General features: G+C 34.2%; 21 protein-coding genes, 3 pseudogenes, 1 riboswitch and 1 other annotated feature. Of the genes and pseudogenes, 9 read left to right on the forward strand and 15 right to left on the reverse strand.

Translation table 11 applies throughout. The features are described 5' to 3' along the window. Positions 1-14 precede the first annotated feature (14 nt). Positions 15-464, forward strand: a complete 450-nt coding sequence (locus tag ACUN26_RS13165) for an NUDIX hydrolase (protein ID WP_000540494.1) — start codon at positions 15-17, stop codon at positions 462-464. A 132-nt stretch (positions 465-596) separates the two neighbouring features. On the opposite strand, the gene ACUN26_RS13170 is transcribed toward ACUN26_RS13165, so the two are convergent. The 6 genes and pseudogenes from ACUN26_RS13170 to ACUN26_RS13195 form a co-directional block, all read right to left on the reverse strand. After that, positions 597-851, reverse strand: coding sequence for a YbeF family protein (locus tag ACUN26_RS13170; RefSeq protein ID WP_001292223.1), 255 nt, complete (start codon positions 849-851; stop codon positions 597-599). A 99-nt stretch (positions 852-950) separates the two neighbouring features. Beyond that, positions 951-1,331 carry a VOC family protein gene (locus tag ACUN26_RS13175; protein WP_001217527.1) on the reverse strand — a complete coding sequence of 127 codons (381 nt, stop codon included), beginning with the start codon at positions 1,329-1,331 and terminating at the stop codon, positions 951-953. Between the two features lie 46 nt (positions 1,332-1,377). Continuing rightward, positions 1,378-2,418, reverse strand: a complete 1,041-nt coding sequence (locus tag ACUN26_RS13180) for an ROK family transcriptional regulator (protein ID WP_000003043.1) — start codon at positions 2,416-2,418, stop codon at positions 1,378-1,380. A gap of 122 nt (positions 2,419-2,540) precedes the next feature. Continuing rightward, positions 2,541-3,733 (reverse strand): annotated as a pseudogene (locus ACUN26_RS13185) (MFS transporter). A 69-nt stretch (positions 3,734-3,802) separates the two neighbouring features. Beyond that, positions 3,803-4,366 carry a maltose O-acetyltransferase gene (locus tag ACUN26_RS13190; RefSeq protein ID WP_000845607.1) on the reverse strand — a complete coding sequence of 188 codons (564 nt, stop codon included), beginning with the start codon at positions 4,364-4,366 and terminating at the stop codon, positions 3,803-3,805. A gap of 221 nt (positions 4,367-4,587) precedes the next feature. Next, positions 4,588-5,586: a tryptophan--tRNA ligase gene (locus ACUN26_RS13195; protein WP_001290874.1), complete on the reverse strand. Its 999-nt coding sequence runs from the start codon at positions 5,584-5,586 to the stop codon at positions 4,588-4,590. 50 nt (positions 5,587-5,636) lie between these two features. Then, positions 5,637-5,844 (reverse strand) — a binding site (T-box leader). Positions 5,845-5,979: 135 nt separating this feature from the next. On the opposite strand from ACUN26_RS13195, the gene ACUN26_RS13200 reads away from it, so the two are divergent. Further along, positions 5,980-7,137 carry a 1-deoxy-D-xylulose-5-phosphate reductoisomerase gene (locus ACUN26_RS13200; RefSeq protein ID WP_000241778.1) on the forward strand — a complete coding sequence of 386 codons (1,158 nt, stop codon included), beginning with the start codon at positions 5,980-5,982 and terminating at the stop codon, positions 7,135-7,137. Positions 7,138-7,165: 28 nt separating this feature from the next. Here the strand turns inward: ACUN26_RS13200 and ACUN26_RS13205 are convergent, their stop codons facing one another. Further along, positions 7,166-8,287: an AI-2E family transporter gene (locus ACUN26_RS13205; protein ID WP_000416922.1), complete on the reverse strand. Its 1,122-nt coding sequence runs from the start codon at positions 8,285-8,287 to the stop codon at positions 7,166-7,168. 63 nt (positions 8,288-8,350) lie between these two features. Continuing rightward, the gene (locus ACUN26_RS13210; RefSeq protein WP_000539733.1) at positions 8,351-8,599 is read right to left on the reverse strand and encodes a GlsB/YeaQ/YmgE family stress response membrane protein; all 249 of its coding nucleotides are present in this window, start codon (positions 8,597-8,599) and stop codon (positions 8,351-8,353) included. 231 nt (positions 8,600-8,830) lie between these two features. Here ACUN26_RS13210 and ACUN26_RS13215 point away from each other — a divergent pair, with 231 nt between their 5' ends. Next, on the forward strand, positions 8,831-9,286 hold the full coding sequence (locus tag ACUN26_RS13215; protein ID WP_445540880.1) for a GNAT family N-acetyltransferase: 456 nt from the start codon (positions 8,831-8,833) through the stop codon (positions 9,284-9,286). Positions 9,287-9,329: 43 nt separating this feature from the next. Further along, positions 9,330-9,472, forward strand: a riboswitch (cyclic di-AMP (ydaO/yuaA leader). A 99-nt stretch (positions 9,473-9,571) separates the two neighbouring features. Further along, positions 9,572-9,715, forward strand: a complete 144-nt coding sequence (locus ACUN26_RS13220; RefSeq protein WP_000945246.1) for a hypothetical protein — start codon at positions 9,572-9,574, stop codon at positions 9,713-9,715. 54 nt (positions 9,716-9,769) lie between these two features. On the opposite strand, the pseudogene ACUN26_RS13225 reads toward ACUN26_RS13220, so the two are convergent. Further along, positions 9,770-10,521: pseudogene (locus ACUN26_RS13225) on the reverse strand (class I SAM-dependent methyltransferase). Positions 10,522-10,562: 41 nt separating this feature from the next. After that, positions 10,563-11,105 (reverse strand): CGNR zinc finger domain-containing protein, encoded by a 543-nt coding sequence (locus ACUN26_RS13230; protein ID WP_002093554.1) that lies wholly within the window; start codon positions 11,103-11,105, stop codon positions 10,563-10,565. Between the two features lie 112 nt (positions 11,106-11,217). Here ACUN26_RS13230 and ACUN26_RS13235 point away from each other — a divergent pair, with 112 nt between their 5' ends. Then, positions 11,218-12,414, forward strand: coding sequence for an MDR family MFS transporter (locus ACUN26_RS13235; RefSeq protein ID WP_000834837.1), 1,197 nt, complete (start codon positions 11,218-11,220; stop codon positions 12,412-12,414). Between the two features lie 82 nt (positions 12,415-12,496). Here the strand turns inward: ACUN26_RS13235 and ACUN26_RS13240 are convergent. After that, positions 12,497-13,410, reverse strand: a pseudogene (locus ACUN26_RS13240) (tetratricopeptide repeat protein). Positions 13,411-13,782: 372 nt separating this feature from the next. Between ACUN26_RS13240 and ACUN26_RS13245 the strand changes: the two are divergent. Beyond that, positions 13,783-14,163 carry a hypothetical protein gene (locus tag ACUN26_RS13245; protein WP_000727885.1) on the forward strand — a complete coding sequence of 127 codons (381 nt, stop codon included), beginning with the start codon at positions 13,783-13,785 and terminating at the stop codon, positions 14,161-14,163. A 76-nt stretch (positions 14,164-14,239) separates the two neighbouring features. Next, entirely contained in the window at positions 14,240-14,479 is a 240-nt protein-coding gene (locus ACUN26_RS13250) for a DUF3923 family protein (protein ID WP_000747675.1), read from the forward strand. A 112-nt stretch (positions 14,480-14,591) separates the two neighbouring features. Here ACUN26_RS13250 and ACUN26_RS13255 read toward each other — a convergent pair whose 3' ends face one another. The 4 genes from ACUN26_RS13255 to ACUN26_RS13270 form a co-directional block, all read right to left on the reverse strand. Beyond that, complete coding sequence (locus ACUN26_RS13255; RefSeq protein ID WP_000938448.1) at positions 14,592-15,143, reverse strand: DUF2179 domain-containing protein; 552 nt, start codon at positions 15,141-15,143, stop codon at positions 14,592-14,594. Positions 15,144-15,343: 200 nt separating this feature from the next. Then, the gene (locus ACUN26_RS13260; RefSeq protein ID WP_000613866.1) at positions 15,344-15,757 is read right to left on the reverse strand and encodes an ATP synthase subunit I; all 414 of its coding nucleotides are present in this window, start codon (positions 15,755-15,757) and stop codon (positions 15,344-15,346) included. Positions 15,758-15,809: 52 nt separating this feature from the next. Continuing rightward, positions 15,810-17,138 (reverse strand): hemolysin family protein, encoded by a 1,329-nt coding sequence (locus ACUN26_RS13265; protein WP_000402262.1) that lies wholly within the window; start codon positions 17,136-17,138, stop codon positions 15,810-15,812. Between the two features lie 119 nt (positions 17,139-17,257). After that, positions 17,258-17,638, reverse strand: a complete 381-nt coding sequence (locus tag ACUN26_RS13270) for a MerR family transcriptional regulator (RefSeq protein WP_002039109.1) — start codon at positions 17,636-17,638, stop codon at positions 17,258-17,260. A gap of 343 nt (positions 17,639-17,981) precedes the next feature. Between ACUN26_RS13270 and ACUN26_RS13275 the strand changes: the two genes are divergently transcribed. Both ACUN26_RS13275 and rfbF read left to right on the forward strand, forming a co-directional pair. Next, entirely contained in the window at positions 17,982-18,695 is a 714-nt protein-coding gene (locus ACUN26_RS13275; protein WP_000546526.1) for a hypothetical protein, read from the forward strand. 115 nt (positions 18,696-18,810) lie between these two features. Then, positions 18,811-19,578, forward strand: a complete 768-nt coding sequence (gene rfbF, locus ACUN26_RS13280) for a glucose-1-phosphate cytidylyltransferase (RefSeq protein WP_000648793.1) — start codon at positions 18,811-18,813, stop codon at positions 19,576-19,578.

A 19,578-nucleotide genomic window follows, 5' to 3' on the forward strand; every position in this document is an offset into this window, starting at 1 on the left:
CAAGGAGAAAAATTATGGGTTATATTGAAGACGTAAGAAATCTAGTAGGAAATCATCCACTTATATTAATAGGCTCACACGCCATTATATTAAATGAGAAAAATGAAGTATTACTACAGCTCCGAACAGACTTTAACCGTTGGGGTATTATTGGTGGTGCCTTAGAATATAACGAGACGTTAGAAGATGCTTTAAAACGAGAAGTATTTGAAGAAACTGGGCTTATCATTAAAAATCCAGAACTGTTCCGTACATACTCAGGACCAGATTTTTTTCAAATCTATCCAAACGGCGATCAAGTACACGGTGTACTCGTTATTTATATTTGCCGAGAATTCCACGGTGAACTTATATGTGATCAAGCTGAGTCAAAAGAATTACGCTTTTTTCCGCTTGATAGGTTGCCTATTACTCTTCATCCAGTCATTGAGCGGATTATTAAAGAGTTTCAGCACTCTAATTAAAAAACATTACAAAATAAGTACCTTATATTTTATATAAAAATATAACAACCTCATTTCTCGTCATTACAACGTGAAATGAGGTTGTTATCGTTCACCGTAAATCCCTATTTCCCCAAAAAATAATTAGATGATTTAACGTTCTTTTTCTACAGCTTTATATCCCTTTACAAATAAAATAGTTATATAAGAAATAATGAATGAAAAAACAGTATACATGCCCACCCAAAAGAAAAATGATGGATCGTACAATGTAACATTGAACATAAGAAAAATAAGAAATGTTACCATTGGCATCGCGTAAAATGTACCTATTTTATATGTCACAGCTATTGAAAACATACAAATAAGCAATGGATATATACAGAAAATAAAAATTAACTCACTCAATGTTATGTCCCCCTTTCTGAAGAAATAATAGCTTTCTCTTAAACATTTTGGGGAACAACAAAGTTTTATATTTTTTATTCGTTATTAGTAAATAAAATGTTAGATTGTTATCTCGATCTGATTTCCTTCAGGATCACTTACTACACTTTCATAATAACCATCTCCTGTAGTGCGTGGGCCATTTAACAGAGGATATCCTGCTTCTCTTAACCTATCCGTTAATTGGTCTACTTTTTCTTTGCTACCTACAGAAAATGCCATATGCGCATATCCTACTGTTTGTTTTTTTATTACATCGTCTATCCCTACCTGTCTCATAAGTTCTAGACGCGCACCACCTTCAAAAGTTATAAAGTAAGATTCAAACTTTTTTTTCGGATTGTGATACAATACATTCGCTTCACCATTGAAGTACTGTTTATAGAAATCACGCATGCCTTCTAAATCATTCACCCAAATTGCTACATGTTCAATTCTCATAATCGACACCTTTTCTTTTTATGGTATTCAACCAACAATTTGATATTTAATTTTCTTTGCTTGTTCTTGTAATCATAAGATCAAGTCCAAGGCTTTTTAATCCATATAAATAATCTTCTTCCCAATCGCTTACTGTTATTTTCGGAATATGTTCCGCCGGAATGTACTGTGGACAACTTTTTACAATTTGATCTATTACAAATTGATTCACTTCATCATCACAGAAAATAAACGCATGTGGATTAATAATAGCTATACATGTAGAAATTAATCGAGTAATAGCATCTATATTATATTCCTCTGGATTATTCGAATCTCTCACTTCATCTCCACTTCTCAAAGCTTGTAAGAAATTTTTATTATCATACTGCGGAACAAAAGATATCTCTCCCGAGAAAAATGTACTTCCTCGGACTACATCCCCATTTATCATAATACCCGCACCTGGACCATTTTGACCTGAATACAAATATACAAGAGAGGAATTGTCATGGTTTCCAGTGTTTTTATAATAACCAAGCACTGCGGCATTCATATCGTTCTCTATTACTACAGGTATAGAGAACAGATCCTCCAAATGACTTTTTAAATTAAAATTTTGGAACTTTTCATAACCAGGTATATAAAAAATACGACCATTATCTACCGAACCGGGCACACCAATTGATATAGAGCTTATTTTCGGGAATGTAGCGATAAGACTTTCAATATGTTTAGATAATAGGTTTACGCCAGTATCAATTAATACACTTGAAGTACTTCCTTTTTCTTTTACTTCCCCTAAACAGTTAAAAATCGTATAGTTTGTCTCATTTTTTTCTAAAAATATCGCTAAACCTAACATATATTCCGGATTATAAGCATATCGTTTCGCTCTTCTTCCACCACTTGAATCATCTAAACCGACTAAAGTGACTTCACCGTCTTGTTTCATATTTTCTATAAATTTACTTATCGTTGGAAAACTGATTTCTAATGTATTACTAAGTTCAACTTTCGTTGCACTACCTCGCTCTAAAAGAGCTGTACGAATGCCGCGAAGGATCGTCTCTTTAATCGATTTTTGAGTAACAAATTGTTCACTCAAATCGCTCACCACCTTAATCAACATACTTATTAAACACTTTTAATAAGTTGCGTTGACAATATATCACACATCATTTTCTAAAGCAATAGAGATGATATATTTCCACTGCATGCACTCCTTGTTTAGCTCGATTTATTCTCTCTCGTAACAGACGATACAATTCCAGATAAGAGAACAAATAATAAAACAGCTAGCAAGGCATTACGTATTCCGAACGATTCCCCTAGTATACCTAAAAATGGTGGTCCGACTAAAAAAGCTGTATAACCGATGATAGAAACTGCAGCAACATTAGAAGTCGCATTTTCACGATCATCTCCAGCAGCAGAAAGACCAATTGGGAAACCTAGCGCCGCACCAATCCCCCACAGCACTACACCAACTGCTAGAAAATACGAGTTATTCCCAAATATTACGATTAAAATTCCTATAATCGCCACCATAATAGTAGCACGTACGACAGCGACACGACTGAATCGATCAAGGAAATAACTACTACACATACGAGCTAACGTCATTGCCAATACAAAAATTGTGTACATAATAGAACCTGTCACTACACTTTGCTGATGTCCATCTACCATCACGATAGGCAGCCAATCATTTGCACTTCCTTCTGCAAATGCCATTCCAAGCACAAAAAGACCAATTAAAAGCACCTTTTTTTCCATACGTAAGGAAGTACGCTTCGCTCGCTTTTTGTTCTGCGATTTCTCTTTCTTTCCTGTTCCGTGCGGAAGAAAACGATACACCATACATACAAGTAATAAAAACACGGCCGAAATCGCAAGAAACTGATACAGGATTGGGATGTGAAGCGAGGCGGCGACAGTGCCACTGAGCGCGCCTACTAAAGTTCCTACGCTAAAAAACCGTGGAATTTCGGTAGAAGTGCCATTCCTAATTTCTGCTCTATTGAAGAGCCTTCTACATTCAATGAGACTTCTGCCAACCCATATCCTACTCCAAATACTAGCAAGCTACCAAAAGCCCCTATGCTAGAAACAAAATAAATATTAATACTTAAACAAAGTAATCCAACAATTATTAAAAACATACTGCCTATAATAACGTCTCTAGCTCCCTTACAGTCAATAAAATGACTTGCACTCAGTAAACCAATTATTGAACCGACAGATAAACCGAACAAAATCCAGCCCATTTCTGCATTTGAAACTGCTAAAATATCTCGCGCCGCTGCTGTTCTAGAAATCCATGTAGCAAACGCGACACCTGGCAAAGCAAATAAGAGAAAAAGAGCGTTTCGAGAGGCAAGTAATGTCTTTGTATGATTGTCCGCACTATTTTTCTTCATATGAAACACCTTTAACATTGTCTATACAATACGACACCAGTTTATTCAATCATCCGTGAAAAACGATTTCTATAAGTCTATCATTTTCATAACTTTGGCTGGGTTACCACCAACAACTACATTACTAGGTACATCTTTTGTCACAACTGCTCCTGAAGCAATTACAGCATTGTCTCCAATTGAAATACCAGGGTTAATTATAGCTCCCCCGCCAACCCAAACATTGTTACCAATCTTTACAGGTTTCCCATATTCTTTGCCAGAATTCCGTTCTACTGGATGCAACGGATGCGTAGCAGTGTAAATGTGAACACCAGGTGCAAACATACAATTATCACCGATTCGAACTTCACAAACATCTAAAATCACACAATTAAAATTTGCGAAAAAGCTCTTTCCAACATGGATATTGTAACCATAATCACAACGAAAATCAGGATTAATGTGGGTTTTCCCATCAGCTGAAGAACCTAAAAGCTGATTTAATAACGTAAAACGTTGTTCATCTCCTGTCTCCATTGCCTCGTTATAAAGGCGTGTTAAACGTTTTGCCTCCACCCTATCAGCCACTAATTCTTCGTCATCTGCAATATACATTTCTCCCGCCAACATCTTTTCTTTTTCCGTTTTCATAGAATCATCTCCTTTGTAATCAAATGAGTCCTACTTATTAAACCTCTTTAATAAGCGACTTTAATTACACTTATTAAACACTTTTAATAAGCATCCCTATATTAACATACTTTTTAAAATGTGCAATTAATAAATTTAGAAAGAAGATGCGAATTCCTCATTTTGCATGTAGATATAACGAATAAATAATTAAAATTCATATAGAAAAAACAAGGGAACGCTCAGCGTTCCCTCTCAAATCCAATCCGTTTTTTAATTTCCACCAAATTCACCTTCGCAATAGTCCCTGCCCTCTCAGCACCTTTTTCTAACGCTTCATATAGTAAATGCGGTTCATTCATATACGTTGCGTATTTTTCCCGAGGTCCTGCTAACTCACGATCTACAACGCGAAATAACTCTTTTTTTACATCGCCCCATCCGATTCCAGTTTCATATTTTTCACGCATTGACTGAATTTCATCTTTTGTCGCAAATTCTTTATAGATTGTAAATGACGTTTCTAGTTCTTTCGGTTCATTTGGAAGTGAAGAATCTGTTTTTATTTTTAAAATAAGCTTTCGTAGTTTTTCTCGCTCTGCAAATAACGGGATAACATTCCCATAACTTTTACTCATTTTTCTTCCATCAAGACCAGGTAAAATTGCCCCTTCTTCTTGCACTACATACTCTGGAAGCGTAAATGTCATGCCAAATGTATGATTAAAATACGTCGCAATATCACGAGCAATTTCAATATGCTGAATTTGATCTTTTCCAACAGGTACATGAGTAGCTTGAAATAATAATATATCAGCCGCCATTAAAATCGGGTACGTATATAACCCCATATTCACACCTGCATCAATTTCTAATCCCGCTTCTTTATTTTGCTCTACCTTCGCTTTATATGCATGGGCACGATTCATAAGCCCTTTCGGAGTTAGACAAGCTAATATCCAAGCTAATTCCAAAATCTCTGGCACTTCTGTTTGTCGATAGAAAATAACATCTTCTCCAAGTCCGAGTGATAACCATGTAGCTGCTACCTCTTTTGTATAACTACTGAACTTCTCTGGATCATGCACTGCATTTAACGCATGATAATCAGCTATAAAGTACAATGCTTTTCCTTCATTATTTTTTGACATTTGCAATGCAGGTTTAATTGCACCAATATAATTTCCTAAATGCGGATAACCCGTTGGTTTAATTCCTGTTAACATTATTTTTTCGCTCATACTAACTCCTCCTTTCTCAAAATAAAAAACAAAAAGAGTCTCTCATCCTTAAAAAGGACGAGAGACTCCCGCGGTACCACCTTTATTAGCTATCATTAGCTCACTTCATACTTCGATAACGTGAAGTAACCGTCTTTACCTACTCATTTCAGTTAGAAGCTCCAGAGCCCATTCCATATTCATCCCTTACTGATTCCCACCACATATCAGCTCTCTGAAAAGTTTTGAACATGTACTCTTCTCTTTCATTGCTTTTTCGTTTTTTACAGTTTATCACATTCCCTTTCCAATTAAACCCTAATTTTCTGTTTTATATAGCAGGAATTTCCACCTTAATTGTCTAATAATATATAGGTTTGCAGAAGTAATCGAAACAACTTTGGAGGTTTTTTCATGGTAAAATATATATCCATTTTAGGTTCAACAGGATCCATTGGCACATCTGCATTAGATGTCGTTTCCGCTCATCCTGAACATTTTAAAATCGTCGGTTTAACCGCAAATTATAATATCGATCTTCTCGAAAAACAAATTGAATCGTTTCAGCCTCGTATTGTAAGCGTAGCGACAAAAGAATTAGCGGACACATTACGTTCTCGTATTTCAACAAATACAAAAATTACATATGGAACTGATGGTTTAAATGAAGTATCTACCCATCCTGATACAAATCTTGTATTAAGTTCAGTTGTCGGTGTTTCAGGTTTACTCCCAACAATTGAAGCATTAAAGGCGAAGAAAGATATCGCCATCGCTAACAAAGAAACTTTAGTTGCCGCTGGTCATATCGTAACTGAACTAGCGAAACAAAACGGATGCCGCCTAATTCCAGTCGATAGTGAGCATTCAGCTATTTTCCAATGTTTAAACGGAGAAAATAATAAAGAGATTGAGAAGTTAATTGTCACAGCTTCTGGCGGCGCTTTTCGTGATAAAACACGTGAAGAAATGAAAACATTACAAGCGAAAGATGCTTTAAAACACCCAAACTGGTTAATGGGAGCAAAACTAACGATAGATTCTGCCACGTTAATGAATAAAGGGTTTGAAGTGATGGAAGCTAAATGGCTGTTCAATATTCCTTATGAAAAAATTGATGTTATGATTCATAAAGAAAGTATCATTCACTCCTTAGTGGAATTTATTGATGGATCAGTCATGGCACAGCTCGGTGCTCCTGATATGAGAATGCCGATTCAATATGCGTTTCACTACCCTACTCGACTACCTTCATCCTATGAAAAATTAAATTTATTAGAAATTGGTAGTTTGCATTTTGAAAAACCAAATTTAGAGAAGTTCCCCTGTCTACAATACGCATTTGAATGTGGCAAAATTGGCGGTACAACTCCAGCCGTATTAAATGCAGCGAACGAAATTGCAAATGCACTATTTCTTAAAAATGAAATTGCATTTTTTGATATCGAAAAAACAATTTACAATACAGTTGAAGCTCATCATAACGTAAAAGATCCTTCACTCGATGCTATATTAGAAGCTGATCAATGGGCACGCCAATACGCAAATCAATTATTAATAAAAAAGAGCTAAAACAGTTTTCTCTGTTTTAGCTCTTTTTTTACGTATTCAATTTTACAAATCTATAACCATGTGTAACTAACACTTTTAATATCGCATATCCTGGAATTGCTAAAACTATCCCCATAATACCGAATAAATTACCAGCAGTTAAAATGATAAAGATTATTGTAATCGGATGGATATCTAGCTTTTTCCCCATTACTTGCGGGGAGATAAACTTACCTTCTGCTAATTGCACAACCATCATAACGATAATTACCTTTAAAACCATTCCTGGCGAGTCAATAAATGCGATAATTAACGCTGGAGTTATTGCAATAACTGGACCTACGTACGGAACGATATTTACAATCATCGCTAAAATAGCAAGTAATACCGCATATTTAATACCAATAATAAGATAGCCAATTAATAGCATGATACCGATAAACAAGCTAACGATAATTTGCCCTCTTATATACGAACTAATCGCATAATGCATATCATCTAGTATTCTCATTGCTGCCGGTTGTCTTTGCTCTGAAATAAACTTCAAAAAGTGATTCGGTAATTGTTCACCATCTTTTAATAGATAGAACAATATAAACGGAACCATGACAAATGTTAAAACAACTTCTGTAAGTGTACTTAAAAATCCAGTTACATTTCCAGTTACTGATGATAATGACTTTGTAAAATCAACTGTATAGTCTTTTACTATATTCGCTACATCAATATTTAAATTCTCCTGAATTTTACCAAGTAAATTACTTTCCCCAAATCTACGTGCTGCTCGTTCGATTTCATGACCGAAATACGGTAAGTTATCTATTAATGCATCAATTTGATCTTTAATAATAGGGATAACCGTTACAACTAAAAACACAAATAATCCTAGTACTATTAAATATATCGAGGCTATCGATACGATTCTTGAAACACCTTTCTTTTCTAAAAGTGAAACGAATGGGTGCAAGATATAAAATAGCACTCCGGCTAATAATACCGGGAAGAATATTGTTTTTAAAAAGACGATAAACGGAGTAAAAACGAAAGAAATTTTTGTTAGCAATAATATGTTAATGAACAATAATGCAAATCCAAGTAACACTGCTAAATAATTTTGTTCCCTAAAAAACTTTTTTAACTTGTCTCTTTTTCTTATATTTACTTTTTCCAATGAAACCACCTCTTTGAATGATGAAAAGCCCTTACTCAGGGCTTTTCATCATTATCTATATCTTTATTTCCTTGCAGCTTTCACTACAAATGATACAATAAGAATTAATACGATTGCTCCTAATAATGCTGGCACGACATGAATTCCACCAAATGATGGCCCAAAAGATCCAAATAATCTACCACCTAACGAAGCACCTAATAAACCTGCGATAATATTTCCGAACATACCACCTGGGAAATTTTTACCTGTTATAGAACTAGCAATTGCACCTATAATAGCACCAACTATTAATGTGATAATCCATCCCATTTTTAGTCCTCCATTTCTATTATAGTTTGTATGATCAAATACAAGAGTAACAAAACTCTCATATAAGATTACTAATTCATTTACACTAACCATATTCTGCTATAAAAATAAACGCAAGGACATTATATGTATGGAGATACATATATTATATGCAAAAAAGAAAATCATTGTCAAACTTACCCAAAAATCAATTATATTAATATACCATATTCAAAGGAGGCTTCATTATCTATGATTCTTAATTTAAATGCCACTTCTTTTGAAGTTGCATCATCCATTTTACAAGTTCAAATTCCATCTTATAAAGTTGAAGCAGATTATTTAAACAGTACTGCAATCCCCCGTTTATATGATACTGTAAACGATATTCAAAATTGCGGTGAAACATTCTATGGATATTTTTCTGAAAATAAACTTGTCGGCTTTATTTCTTTTATGCAAGAAGAACAGCTAATTGATATTCACCGACTAGTTGTATCGCCTGATTTTTTTCAAAAAGAAATTGCAACGAAACTCTTAAGTTATATATTTAACATGTTCCCTTCTTCCATGGCATATATTGTACAAACAGGTAAAGCGAATACCCCTGCTATTGCATTATATAAAAAACACGGCTTCATTGAAGTAACCGATATAACAATTACCGATCGTATGATTCTTACACAACTAAAGAGACGGAAAACATAAAATAGTTTGACTTATTAGTTTATTTATGTTATCTTTTACTTTATAATACCTTTTGCTGAGTCCAAATTTTGGAGCGGGGGAACCATTTTTGTAGCAATGCTACTTGGGGCGAATCTTTTTTAAGTAGGGATACTCTCACTTCCCGAGTCCGACAGCTAACCTCGTAAGCGTAATGGGAGAGGAAGGTGCTTTTTGCCTATGTTACACAGTATACCTCCTTAACTATAAAATCTGGAATCGATATCATTTTAGAGACCTATATTTATAGAAAAGGAGAGATGTATTATGTTACGTTTATCTGATCACGCAATAAAAATGATGGAGCAAAGACTTCGACTCGAACAACACCGCACATATCAAGCAAATAAAGTTGTAGATAACTTACATCACAAATACTTTTTCCAACATATTTTTCAACCAAAAAGATAAGTACTGACCTTTAACAAAATACAGCGCACACTAAAAAAGCGTGCGCTGTATTTTTCATTTTCTTGCCTTCACAATAAAAGTAGTCGGCACCATTCTAGCTTTATATAAAGAATAATATTTCGTAGACGGCTCAGCTAGTTCTTCATCAAACGAGCTCGATGGTTCAGGCTCTTCTATTCTCTCAATTTTAAATCCCACTCTATTTAACTCATTTATGTATGTACTTATTTTTCTCTTATATAATGTCGCTTGTACATTTTCTCCTTTAAATGTTTCAAACGTAATAGGCGCTCATGATAAGAAGACTTTATAGCAACTTCTTCTGTACCATACTGTAAGTTTGAATATACTGGGTGCTCCCAACTAAAAATAAAACTTCCTCTTGGCTTTACATATGAATAAATCAGTTCCAACGTTTTTCTTAAATCCGAAGTCCAACCTAATGCATAAATGGAATATACAATATCAAAATACCCTTTCGGAATATCTCCTTCCTCTTCCATTGCTCCGCATATTAACTTTGGATTCCAATCCTTTAACGTCTTATTCGCTATTTCAATTTGTGCACTCGAAAGATCAAGCCCCCATAATTCCTCTGCCCCTTGTTCCGCCATATATTACAACGAATGCCCACTTCCACATCCAATATTAAGTACCTTTTTATCTTTAATTGAATCGAACAAATGAATCTCATCTTCAGACGCCGTATACGGTCCATATTTCGGTAAACAATCCACTTGAAAGAAATAAGGTGCAACTGTATCCCAACACTTTTTATTTAAAGCTAACATTTGCGTACCTTTCATATTCTACATTCCCCCATCCATTTTGCTTTCTCTAATATTAATTACATATCATAACCAGATCGCCCTTTTCTCTTCGCCCGGTAGTTTTTCACTTTCGCAATCGTACCGCATGCTCTTCCTCCTTCTTCTCCAGCATACATACCGCACCATCTTTTACTTCCATTTCGCGAATGATCATAAAATACCCAGCGACAATCCGGACATGCTTTTAACCTTCCCCACACATTTTCTTGAATTGACATTAACACAATGTTTAATACTTTTGTATACACATTCTCTTCATATACTGGTTCATATGTAATACCTTTCATATCTTCCTTTATATGTACATGAAATGGGTATTTTTCTAACCATTTTTGCAATGATCCTTCGCCTTCAATTGTCATCCGAATATCTTCTCGAAAACCTCTTAATTCCTCTATCGTATGAAACGGAAACTCTTCATGAAAATATTTATTCATAAATTGCTTTATATTATCTTCTGTTTGCAGCAAATCAATTGCTTCTCTCGTATCATTTGGTATTCTCCATGTATTTAAAAATTCTCGAATATATTCTAATTCATGTGGTGCGTTCTGATTCAATTCCATTCACCTTCTTCTTAAAATTTACTTTTTTCTGACTTTATGTATAATTATAATATAAAATAGTTAACCATTAAATGATTTTACCGGTTACAATATTAGGAGGAGTTTTATGAAAAGTTTCTCAATACCGATACGTTTCATGCTTATTTCTTCATTCTTTATGTCTTTTGGGTATTTTGCAGTATACGCATTTTTAGCTATTTATCTATTAACCTTTCTTCATTTTTCTGCTGTCCAAGTAGGAACAGTATTGACGGTTATGACCATCACATCACGAGTTATCCCATTATTCTCAGGGTTAATTGCTGACAAAATAGGCTATATCATCATGATGATAGCCGGATTATTTTTAAGAGGAATCGGATTTATCGCTTTAGGAATATGCTCTGATTTCTATACAATTTCTATTTCTTCTGCACTTATTGGCTTCGGAACCGCATTTTACGAACCTGCTGCTCGCGCCATATTCGGCTCACAACCAGCTCATATGAGAAAAAATTTATTTACATATTTAAACCTGAGTTTTAATTGCGGTGCAATAATTGGACCAATTGCAGGAGGATTCTTACTCTTACTCGATTCCATCTATGCTTTCTTTCTAACAGGATCACTTATGCTGTTATTCGCTTTTATCTTTTACTTACTTAAAAATCACTTCCAAGTCACTACTGAAAACACATCTATTACATTAGGAATACAGGCTATCTTACAAAACAAGCCTTTTCTTCTGTTTTCATTTATCATGATTTTCTTCTATATTATGTTTACTCAGCTTACTGTCGCACTTCCACTTCATATGAAAAACATTAGTAATAGCAACCAGCTTGCTACACTCGTTATTACGATAAATGCAATAACAGGCGTTATATTTATGGTGTTATTTCGAAAACTATTTCACAAATACAACACGCTGTCGATTATTAAATACGGTATTTTATTAATGGGCATTTCCTTTTTACTCATCCCTTTATTCCAGCACCCCTATTGGTTATTTATTTGTGTAATTTTATTTACAATTGGTGAAACACTCGTATTACCTAACGCTGATATCGCTATTGCAAATTACAGTAACGAATCATATACAGCTACTTACTTCGGATTCTATCAACTATCACTCGCATTTGGTTTTATCATCGGTAATTATACCGGTACATCTTTTACATCCAACTTAAACGGAATGTATACACCATGGCTTATTTTCAGCGGAATAGGACTTATTGGTTTTATTTCACTACATATTTTAAATATAAAAAAAGGATTACCTAAGGAGGATATATACCTATGTAATGATACGAAACATCTTTAACAAATTTCAGTCGAGATGGTACCTTTAGACAAGCAACCTATAATAAAAAAATTCGACCGTCATGTTTGACAGTCGAATCTCTTTATTCTTCATATTCAAGATGATTATGTCTTTTACAACCAAATAAATAGCCCCCCCTATATGACAAGTTTCAAATTCTAACCCTGGAACATATCCAGATTTGATACGTTCTATCATTGTTTTATAACAATTATTCTCTTCTGTATATTCCTCAATTAACTCTTTCTTATCTTTTTCTGTCCAGTTTTCTTCTACTTCTTCAGTCTGAACATCTTCTATTTCTGCTGTTTTCGCTTCGATAGATTCCCGTATCACTTCATTTATACGCGTGAAATTATTAGCTTTATATAGAGCATAAACAAATCTACCAATCCAATTGGGGCTTTTCCAAACTTCTTTGTATCCCCTTTCGAACCATTCAATTGCTTCTTTATAGCAATTCAACTCGACATATAAATCTGCTACATGAATTTCTCCTATAAGATCATCAGATTCCCTGTTAAAAGTATCTAACTTCTCTTTCGCTTCTGTCGTTCTCCCTAAATCAATTAAACATTTTACATAGCTATACATGATATAGTCCGAATCCCCTGCAACTCGCAAGAAAAATTCCGAAGCTTTTTCCAGCTCTCCAAGGTTATAATGAGCTACAGCTACATTGTGATATGCTTCATTGGATGGTTGAATGGAAATAGACTTTTGTAATACTTCTTTCGCTTCTTCCCACTTTTTTTATTTTATGTAAATTTCCCCTAAGATGTTATAAGGAAAGTATGAGGAAGGATTCAACTTAACAACTTCTTTTATTAATTCAAGAGCTCTAGCATCATCCTCTTCCTCATAAAAGTACATCCAAGCAAGATTATTGAGAGATTGCACACCTCTAGATTCATGTACCGCTCGTTGAAATAGTTCCATTGCTTTCTCATATTCATTTTGTTCAAACATTTCAATTGCCTTCTCGTTAATGTTCAAGTAACTACCTCCGAAGTGAATGAATTCATCTATTCCATATTATTATTTTAAAATGTAACAATTTTAATTTCCATAAACAATAAGTTCACTTCGTATTAAGTTCTTTCTCCTATCTACATTTCATCATATATTTGGATATCCAATTCGTAATGATTTTAACAACACCGCTTTCGAAAGAAAATATATATCTACTGTAAAAATACTGATTTACAACAATAAGTAAACTTTTCAATCTCTCTTAAACTGGATATACACCCTGTTACATTTTACATATTATGGTACAATTGAAATGAGTACTAGCTAAACATTTACGCTCCACACTAGCAGTTTAGCAATGCCAAAATCAAAAATCACTTGAAATTGGGGGATGTTATGAAAAAGAAATTAATTGTTCTTCTATTCATCGGAATCATATTATCAGGATGTTCAACTATAGCAGAAAATTCTTTAGAAACCGGAAACGGAAGTATGGAATTATTAACACCAACGATTACAACAAAAGATAATGAATTAGAAATTAAGACGGAAGGTATTGATGAAAATAAAGTAACTTTTATTTATGTCGCTAATAAAAAAGTATTGGAACAAAAAATAAAGAATAGTGAATCCTACAAACTTGATATTACAGGTATCAATGATGCTCATAGGACAGACTATAAGCCAAAAGTTCAACTTTTGCAGACTAAGGATGATAATAAAGATGGAGAGATGATAACTTTTAAGCAAGTTAGATATACAGTTAAAAAAAATTAATTTTAGAGTTATTTCATTATAAATGTAACGTATGAAAATATACTTTTAACAGAGGGTAAATGTAAGGGGTGCTAACATGAAAAAACGATGGATTTCTTGGTGGATTGGTAACATATTTTGGATTATCCTTTTTGGAGTGTGGGCAGCTATTATTTGGCTACGAGATGTCGATGGTGCTGGTGTTACTCAAACATCCGAAATTAAATCAATATCACTTATTGTTTTATTAATCGCGTTTATCATACCGATATTTATTCAAGTTATATGGCTAATCATTAATTTGAGGGTTAGTAGAAAAAACAATTATACGATTTAGTTTTTTAAATTAACAGATACATACTTTTTATAAAAAAGAGAGGAATCTAATTCGATTCCTCTCTTTTACATATGTGATTATGCCGTGCTTTTAAAGCGGCACTATTCCCTTTTTACGATGCATGATCGTCTTTCTTCTTCTTCAACAACGCTCTCTTCTTCATCGCCTTCGTTAAATATCCGCCTTTAAACGAACGGATTTCATAAGAAGACATAAACGCTTTCGGTGCAATTTCATTAATAATTTCTAAAAGTTCTTTCTCTCTAGAGCGCTTTGCAACGATATCTAAGCGATAACGTATAGAATTAATTCCTTCACCTTCAAATACTGTAACGCCAAATCCACAGTGACGTAATTCATCTACTAATTCATTACAACGGTCTAGTAAACTAACTTGATACGTAATATATCCAATTGCTAATTTATTCTCTATATAACCGCCTAATAATAGTCCCGCACTAAAGCCGATGACATAGGCAACGATGTTCATCCAATTTGATAAATCTTGAAACACAATCCCTAAACTGACAATGTAAATAGCTCCTTCTAACAATCCTACACCAGCAGCGGATCTTGTTTGATTCTTTACAAGCAAAATCGTTCGGATTGTTAATACTGGAACATATATAATTTGAAGCACAAAAATAAGTAACGCTTGTAACATTGGTATCCACCTCTTTCAAAAAGTCTTTTGTCATGATAACATACATAAGCTTTAGAAATCGATGGGTTTTTAAATTTTTTAAAATTATTTTTCGTACTATTGAAAAACCGAAAAAAGAAGCGTATTATATTTGTCGTGAATTTGATTCCTGTCATTCACTCGCTTAAATAAAAAAAGGAACCCCCATTAGGCCCCTTTTATTATAGCTCTATGTTATTAGAAGCCTTTTCTCTTCGCTTCTCTTCTTCTTTTACTAACTGTATATTTGCATAAGCTAAATTCGCAATCATTAAAAAGTGACCACCTAAAATACCTGTACCAAATGCCCACATTTCCATTTCATGCTCAATTTCATACATAATGATAGCTCCTAAAATTGCAGCTGCAAATCGGTTTAAAACCCCTAATCCAGGAGCCTTTTCTTTCATTACAATACTTCTTCCTAGTTTCTCCACCCTGCGAGCTAATAACCAAAGACAGTATGCACTTACAGCTAATCCAATACCGAATCCTGTCACTTGTTTTCCAAACGGAGTAATCGTCCACATAAGTAGTAAACCACTAAAGATCGCATACAATTGTAATCGATATACACGTAAGGCTTCTTGAATCAAAATATCCGCTCCTAATTCCTCATTTTTTATGCTTTAGAAGAAAAGCAGCAACTTACACAGTTGCTGCTTTCTCTTCTTCTTGTTCTTGTTCCATTTTACGAATTTCAACACGTTTAATTTGGTAAGCGTCTTTTTCTAACACTTTAAATTCATAACCTTCTGCTTCAACATGTTGTCCTTCTTCAATTTCATGATTTTGCATCATAATCCATCCACCGATTGTATCCACATCTTCTTCTTCAATGTGTAATCCAAACAGATCTTTTACTTCTGAAATAAGCACTTTTCCATCAACAATTTTATGGTACTCGTTCACATGTTGAATTGGTGGTGCTTCATCTTCATCATATTCGTCACGAATTTCGCCGACGATTTCCTCCAAAATGTCTTCAAGCGTTACAATTCCAGCTGTTCCTCCGTACTCATCATATAAAACAGCCATCGGAATTCGCTTCTTCTGCATTTGCAGTAATAAATCGTGAATTGGAGTTGTTTCCATCACTTCAATAATCGGACGCATATACGAGCGAATTGACGATAAATCTTTTTGATCCTCGGTCATATATCGAATAAAGAAATCTTTTACATTGACCATACCGATAATATCATCTTTATCTTCTCCAAAAATCGGATAACGTGTATATCGCTCATTTTGGATTACTTTCATGTGTTGTTCTACTGAATCTTCAAGGTAGAAACCAACGATTTCTGTTCGCGGTACCATAATCTCTTTTGCAATGCGATTATCAAATTCAAATATATTATTTACATACTTGTATTCAGCTTGATTAATTTCGCCACTTTCATAGCTATCTGAAAGAATAAGACGCAATTCTTCTTCTGTATGAGCTACTTCATGTTCAGAAGCTGGTTTCAAACCGAATAAACCAGTTATAATACGAGCTGAACCGTTCAATACCCAAATAAATGGATACATGATTTTATAGAACATCATTAACGGCGTTGCCAATAACAACGTTACTTTTTCAGCCTTTTGAATTGCCAACGTTTTCGGAGCTAACTCCCCAACTACAACGTGTAAATATGTCATTAGCATAAAAGCAAGACCAAAAGTTAATACTGATGAGATAGAAGGGTTTATGTTCCATTTCTCAAATAACGGGTGTAATAACTTTTCGATTGTCGGTTCACCTAACCAACCTAATCCCATAGCTGTAACTGTAATACCTAATTGACAAGCAGATAAATATTCATCTAAATTTGTTGTTACCTTTTTCGCTGCTAAAGCACCGCGTTTCCCTTCCGCAACAAGCTGATCAATACGACTTGAACGTACTTTTACAATCGCAAACTCTGCTGCTACGAAAAATCCAGTAAATGCGATTAAAATCGCAACCATGACTAAATTAAATATTTCCAATGAATCCCCTTAGTTAAAAAACTAAGGTGTCCACCTCCTGTATACTATAATGTTTTCTTATTTGTTCGTTAGAAAACATAGCCCGATACAAAAATTAAAGAGGTCGGATTTCACTTATTCTATAATAATAGAGCAAGTGTCTGTATTAAAGCTGTCGTTTGACATGATAAAGATTTCGATATTTTTTCACGTTGTGAATCAGTCAATCCATCTAAAAGCGGCTTTAACTCTGTTAACTCTGCTTCTAATCGATGAATATGGTCTGTCACTTCATTCACTTGTTTCGAAACGTGTTCATTGATACCGAGCAGCTTCTTGTTCTCCTCGATTTTCTCTTTAATCTCACAAAGCGGCATATGCATTTCTTTGCACTTCTCAATAAATTGTAATGTCTCAAATGCTGTTTCGTCGTAATAGCGATAATTAGATTGAGATCGCTCCGCTTTCAAGATACCTAGATTCGTATAATAATCAATCGTTCGTTTCGACACGTGAGCCATGAGAGCCAACTGTCCGATTCGATACACCTTCCCAACGATCTTCCCCCCTTGTTTATATTACTACCATCATACAACACATAAACTGTACAGTCAAACGTGATGGTTTGTTGTTCACAATTTATACAAACTTACAAGATCAACCTACTATTACACCCGTAATTTACGGCTATACAATAAAATTACTAAACTATTACCTAATCAATATATAGCCCACACCTTTTAACCTTTCTTATTTAAAAGCATATCCTACTAATAACGATTGCCTGTATAGGAGGAGATTGACATAAAAAGGACTATCATTTCTCATTTTTATAACGAAGAGTATTTACTCCCATGGTGGCTTATGCATCACACAAAAATATTCGATCACGGTATTTTAATTAATAGAGGTTCTACTGATCGTTCCGTAGAGATTTGTAAACTACTCGCACCCCACTGGGAAGTGCGAGACTCCAGATTTCTTGAGTTTGATCCAACTAATACTGATATTGAAGTGATGGAAATTGAAAGAGAAGTTTCAGGTTGGAAAATCGTTTTAAATACTACAGAGTTCTTTTGTTGTAATAATAAAGAAGAGTTTTTCTCATCTCTTCATACACTAGGACAAAACATGTATGCGATTAGAATGATTTTAATGATAGATAGTCATATTTACAATTATTCAAAGCCAAGATATTCTATCCCATTAGTAGAACAACGATACCACGGTGTCTTCCCTTATAACCCAAAACTCGGGTGTGCTTGGAGATTTATTCATAATCATCTAGATGGTGCATATTTACCTGGTAGACATTATTCACGGCACGGGAATATAGTTTATGACTACCCTTCATTTATTTTAAAATTTTATTTTAGCCCTTGGAATGAACAGTCCAAGGCAAGAAAATTACAAATTACACCTACCCTTTCAAAAATGGGTATTCAAATGGGACTTCAAACACATTACGGTCAATCTCCTGAAGAATTGGAAACCCGTTTTTTAGAACTTAGTAACGTAACACAAGACCTCCGTAATAATCCTGAATATCAAGAATTATTTCCAAAGTTCAAACCTTAATGTTTTCTGCCTTGCCATCACCTCACACAATTTCATCCGTTTAATCAAAAACAATCTCATTTGCATAAAATATGAATACTGTATATATAATAAATTTTTATTTTAGGAGGAAAAAATGAAAGCTGTTATTCTTGCTGGTGGGTACGGTACAAGAATTGGGGAAGAAACACATTTAAAACCAAAACCTATGATTGAAATTGGAACGAAACCTATTCTATGGCACATTATGAGTTTGTATAGTCATTACGGGATTACTGAGTTTATTATTTGCTTAGGCTATAAAGGATATGCAATTAAAGAGTTCTTTCTAAATTACAACTTACACATGTCCGATTTCACAATACATTTAAGCGATAACACAATTACTAGCCACTCTCATCGTGTAGAACCATGGAAAGTTACATTAATCGATACTGGTCTTAATACCGAAACGGGTGGACGAGTGAAAAAGATTCAAAACTATGTCGGAGATGAACCTTTCTGCCTCACTTATGGCGATGGATTAAGTAATGTAAATATAAAAGAACTGATTGCATTTCATAAAAAACATGGAAAAATGGCTACTGTTACTGCCGTACAACCTCCTGGTAGATTTGGTTCTCTCATATTAGATAAACAGTCTGTAACATCTTTTCAAGAGAAACCACTAGGTGATGGTGGATGGATTAACGGTGGGTTTTTTGTTTTAAATCATGATATTTTCAATTACATTAGTGGAGATAAGTCTGTTTTTGAAACCGAAACTTTAGTTCAGTTAGTCAACAAAAATGAACTGGCAGCATTTCAACATACTGGTTTTTGGCATCCAATGGATACATTACGTGATAAGAATAAATTAGTCGAGCTATGGGAAAATAATAACGCTCCATGGAAGGTCTGGTAA

The organism is Bacillus sp. WC2503 (assembly GCF_052682895.1).

Coding starts and splice junctions, on each gene's coding strand:
- ACUN26_RS13165 (WP_000540494.1), top strand. CDS start 15: ATGGGTTATATTGAAGACGTAAGAAATCTAGTAGGAAATCATCCACTT.
- ACUN26_RS13175 (WP_001217527.1), bottom strand. CDS start 1,331: ATGAGAATTGAACATGTAGCAATTTGGGTGAATGATTTAGAAGGCATG.
- ACUN26_RS13190 (WP_000845607.1), bottom strand. CDS start 4,366: ATGAAAACGGAAAAAGAAAAGATGTTGGCGGGAGAAATGTATATTGCA.
- ACUN26_RS13195 (WP_001290874.1), bottom strand. CDS start 5,586: ATGAGCGAAAAAATAATGTTAACAGGAATTAAACCAACGGGTTATCCG.
- ACUN26_RS13200 (WP_000241778.1), top strand. CDS start 5,980: ATGGTAAAATATATATCCATTTTAGGTTCAACAGGATCCATTGGCACA.
- ACUN26_RS13210 (WP_000539733.1), bottom strand. CDS start 8,599: ATGGGATGGATTATCACATTAATAGTTGGTGCTATTATAGGTGCAATT.
- ACUN26_RS13215 (WP_445540880.1), top strand. CDS start 8,831: ATGATTCTTAATTTAAATGCCACTTCTTTTGAAGTTGCATCATCCATT.
- ACUN26_RS13220 (WP_000945246.1), top strand. CDS start 9,572: ATGTTACGTTTATCTGATCACGCAATAAAAATGATGGAGCAAAGACTT.
- ACUN26_RS13235 (WP_000834837.1), top strand. CDS start 11,218: ATGAAAAGTTTCTCAATACCGATACGTTTCATGCTTATTTCTTCATTC.
- ACUN26_RS13245 (WP_000727885.1), top strand. CDS start 13,783: ATGAAAAAGAAATTAATTGTTCTTCTATTCATCGGAATCATATTATCA.
- ACUN26_RS13250 (WP_000747675.1), top strand. CDS start 14,240: ATGAAAAAACGATGGATTTCTTGGTGGATTGGTAACATATTTTGGATT.
- ACUN26_RS13255 (WP_000938448.1), bottom strand. CDS start 15,143: ATGTTACAAGCGTTACTTATTTTTGTGCTTCAAATTATATATGTTCCA.
- ACUN26_RS13270 (WP_002039109.1), bottom strand. CDS start 17,638: ATGGCTCACGTGTCGAAACGAACGATTGATTATTATACGAATCTAGGT.
- ACUN26_RS13275 (WP_000546526.1), top strand. CDS start 17,982: ATGCATCACACAAAAATATTCGATCACGGTATTTTAATTAATAGAGGT.
- rfbF (WP_000648793.1), top strand. CDS start 18,811: ATGAAAGCTGTTATTCTTGCTGGTGGGTACGGTACAAGAATTGGGGAA.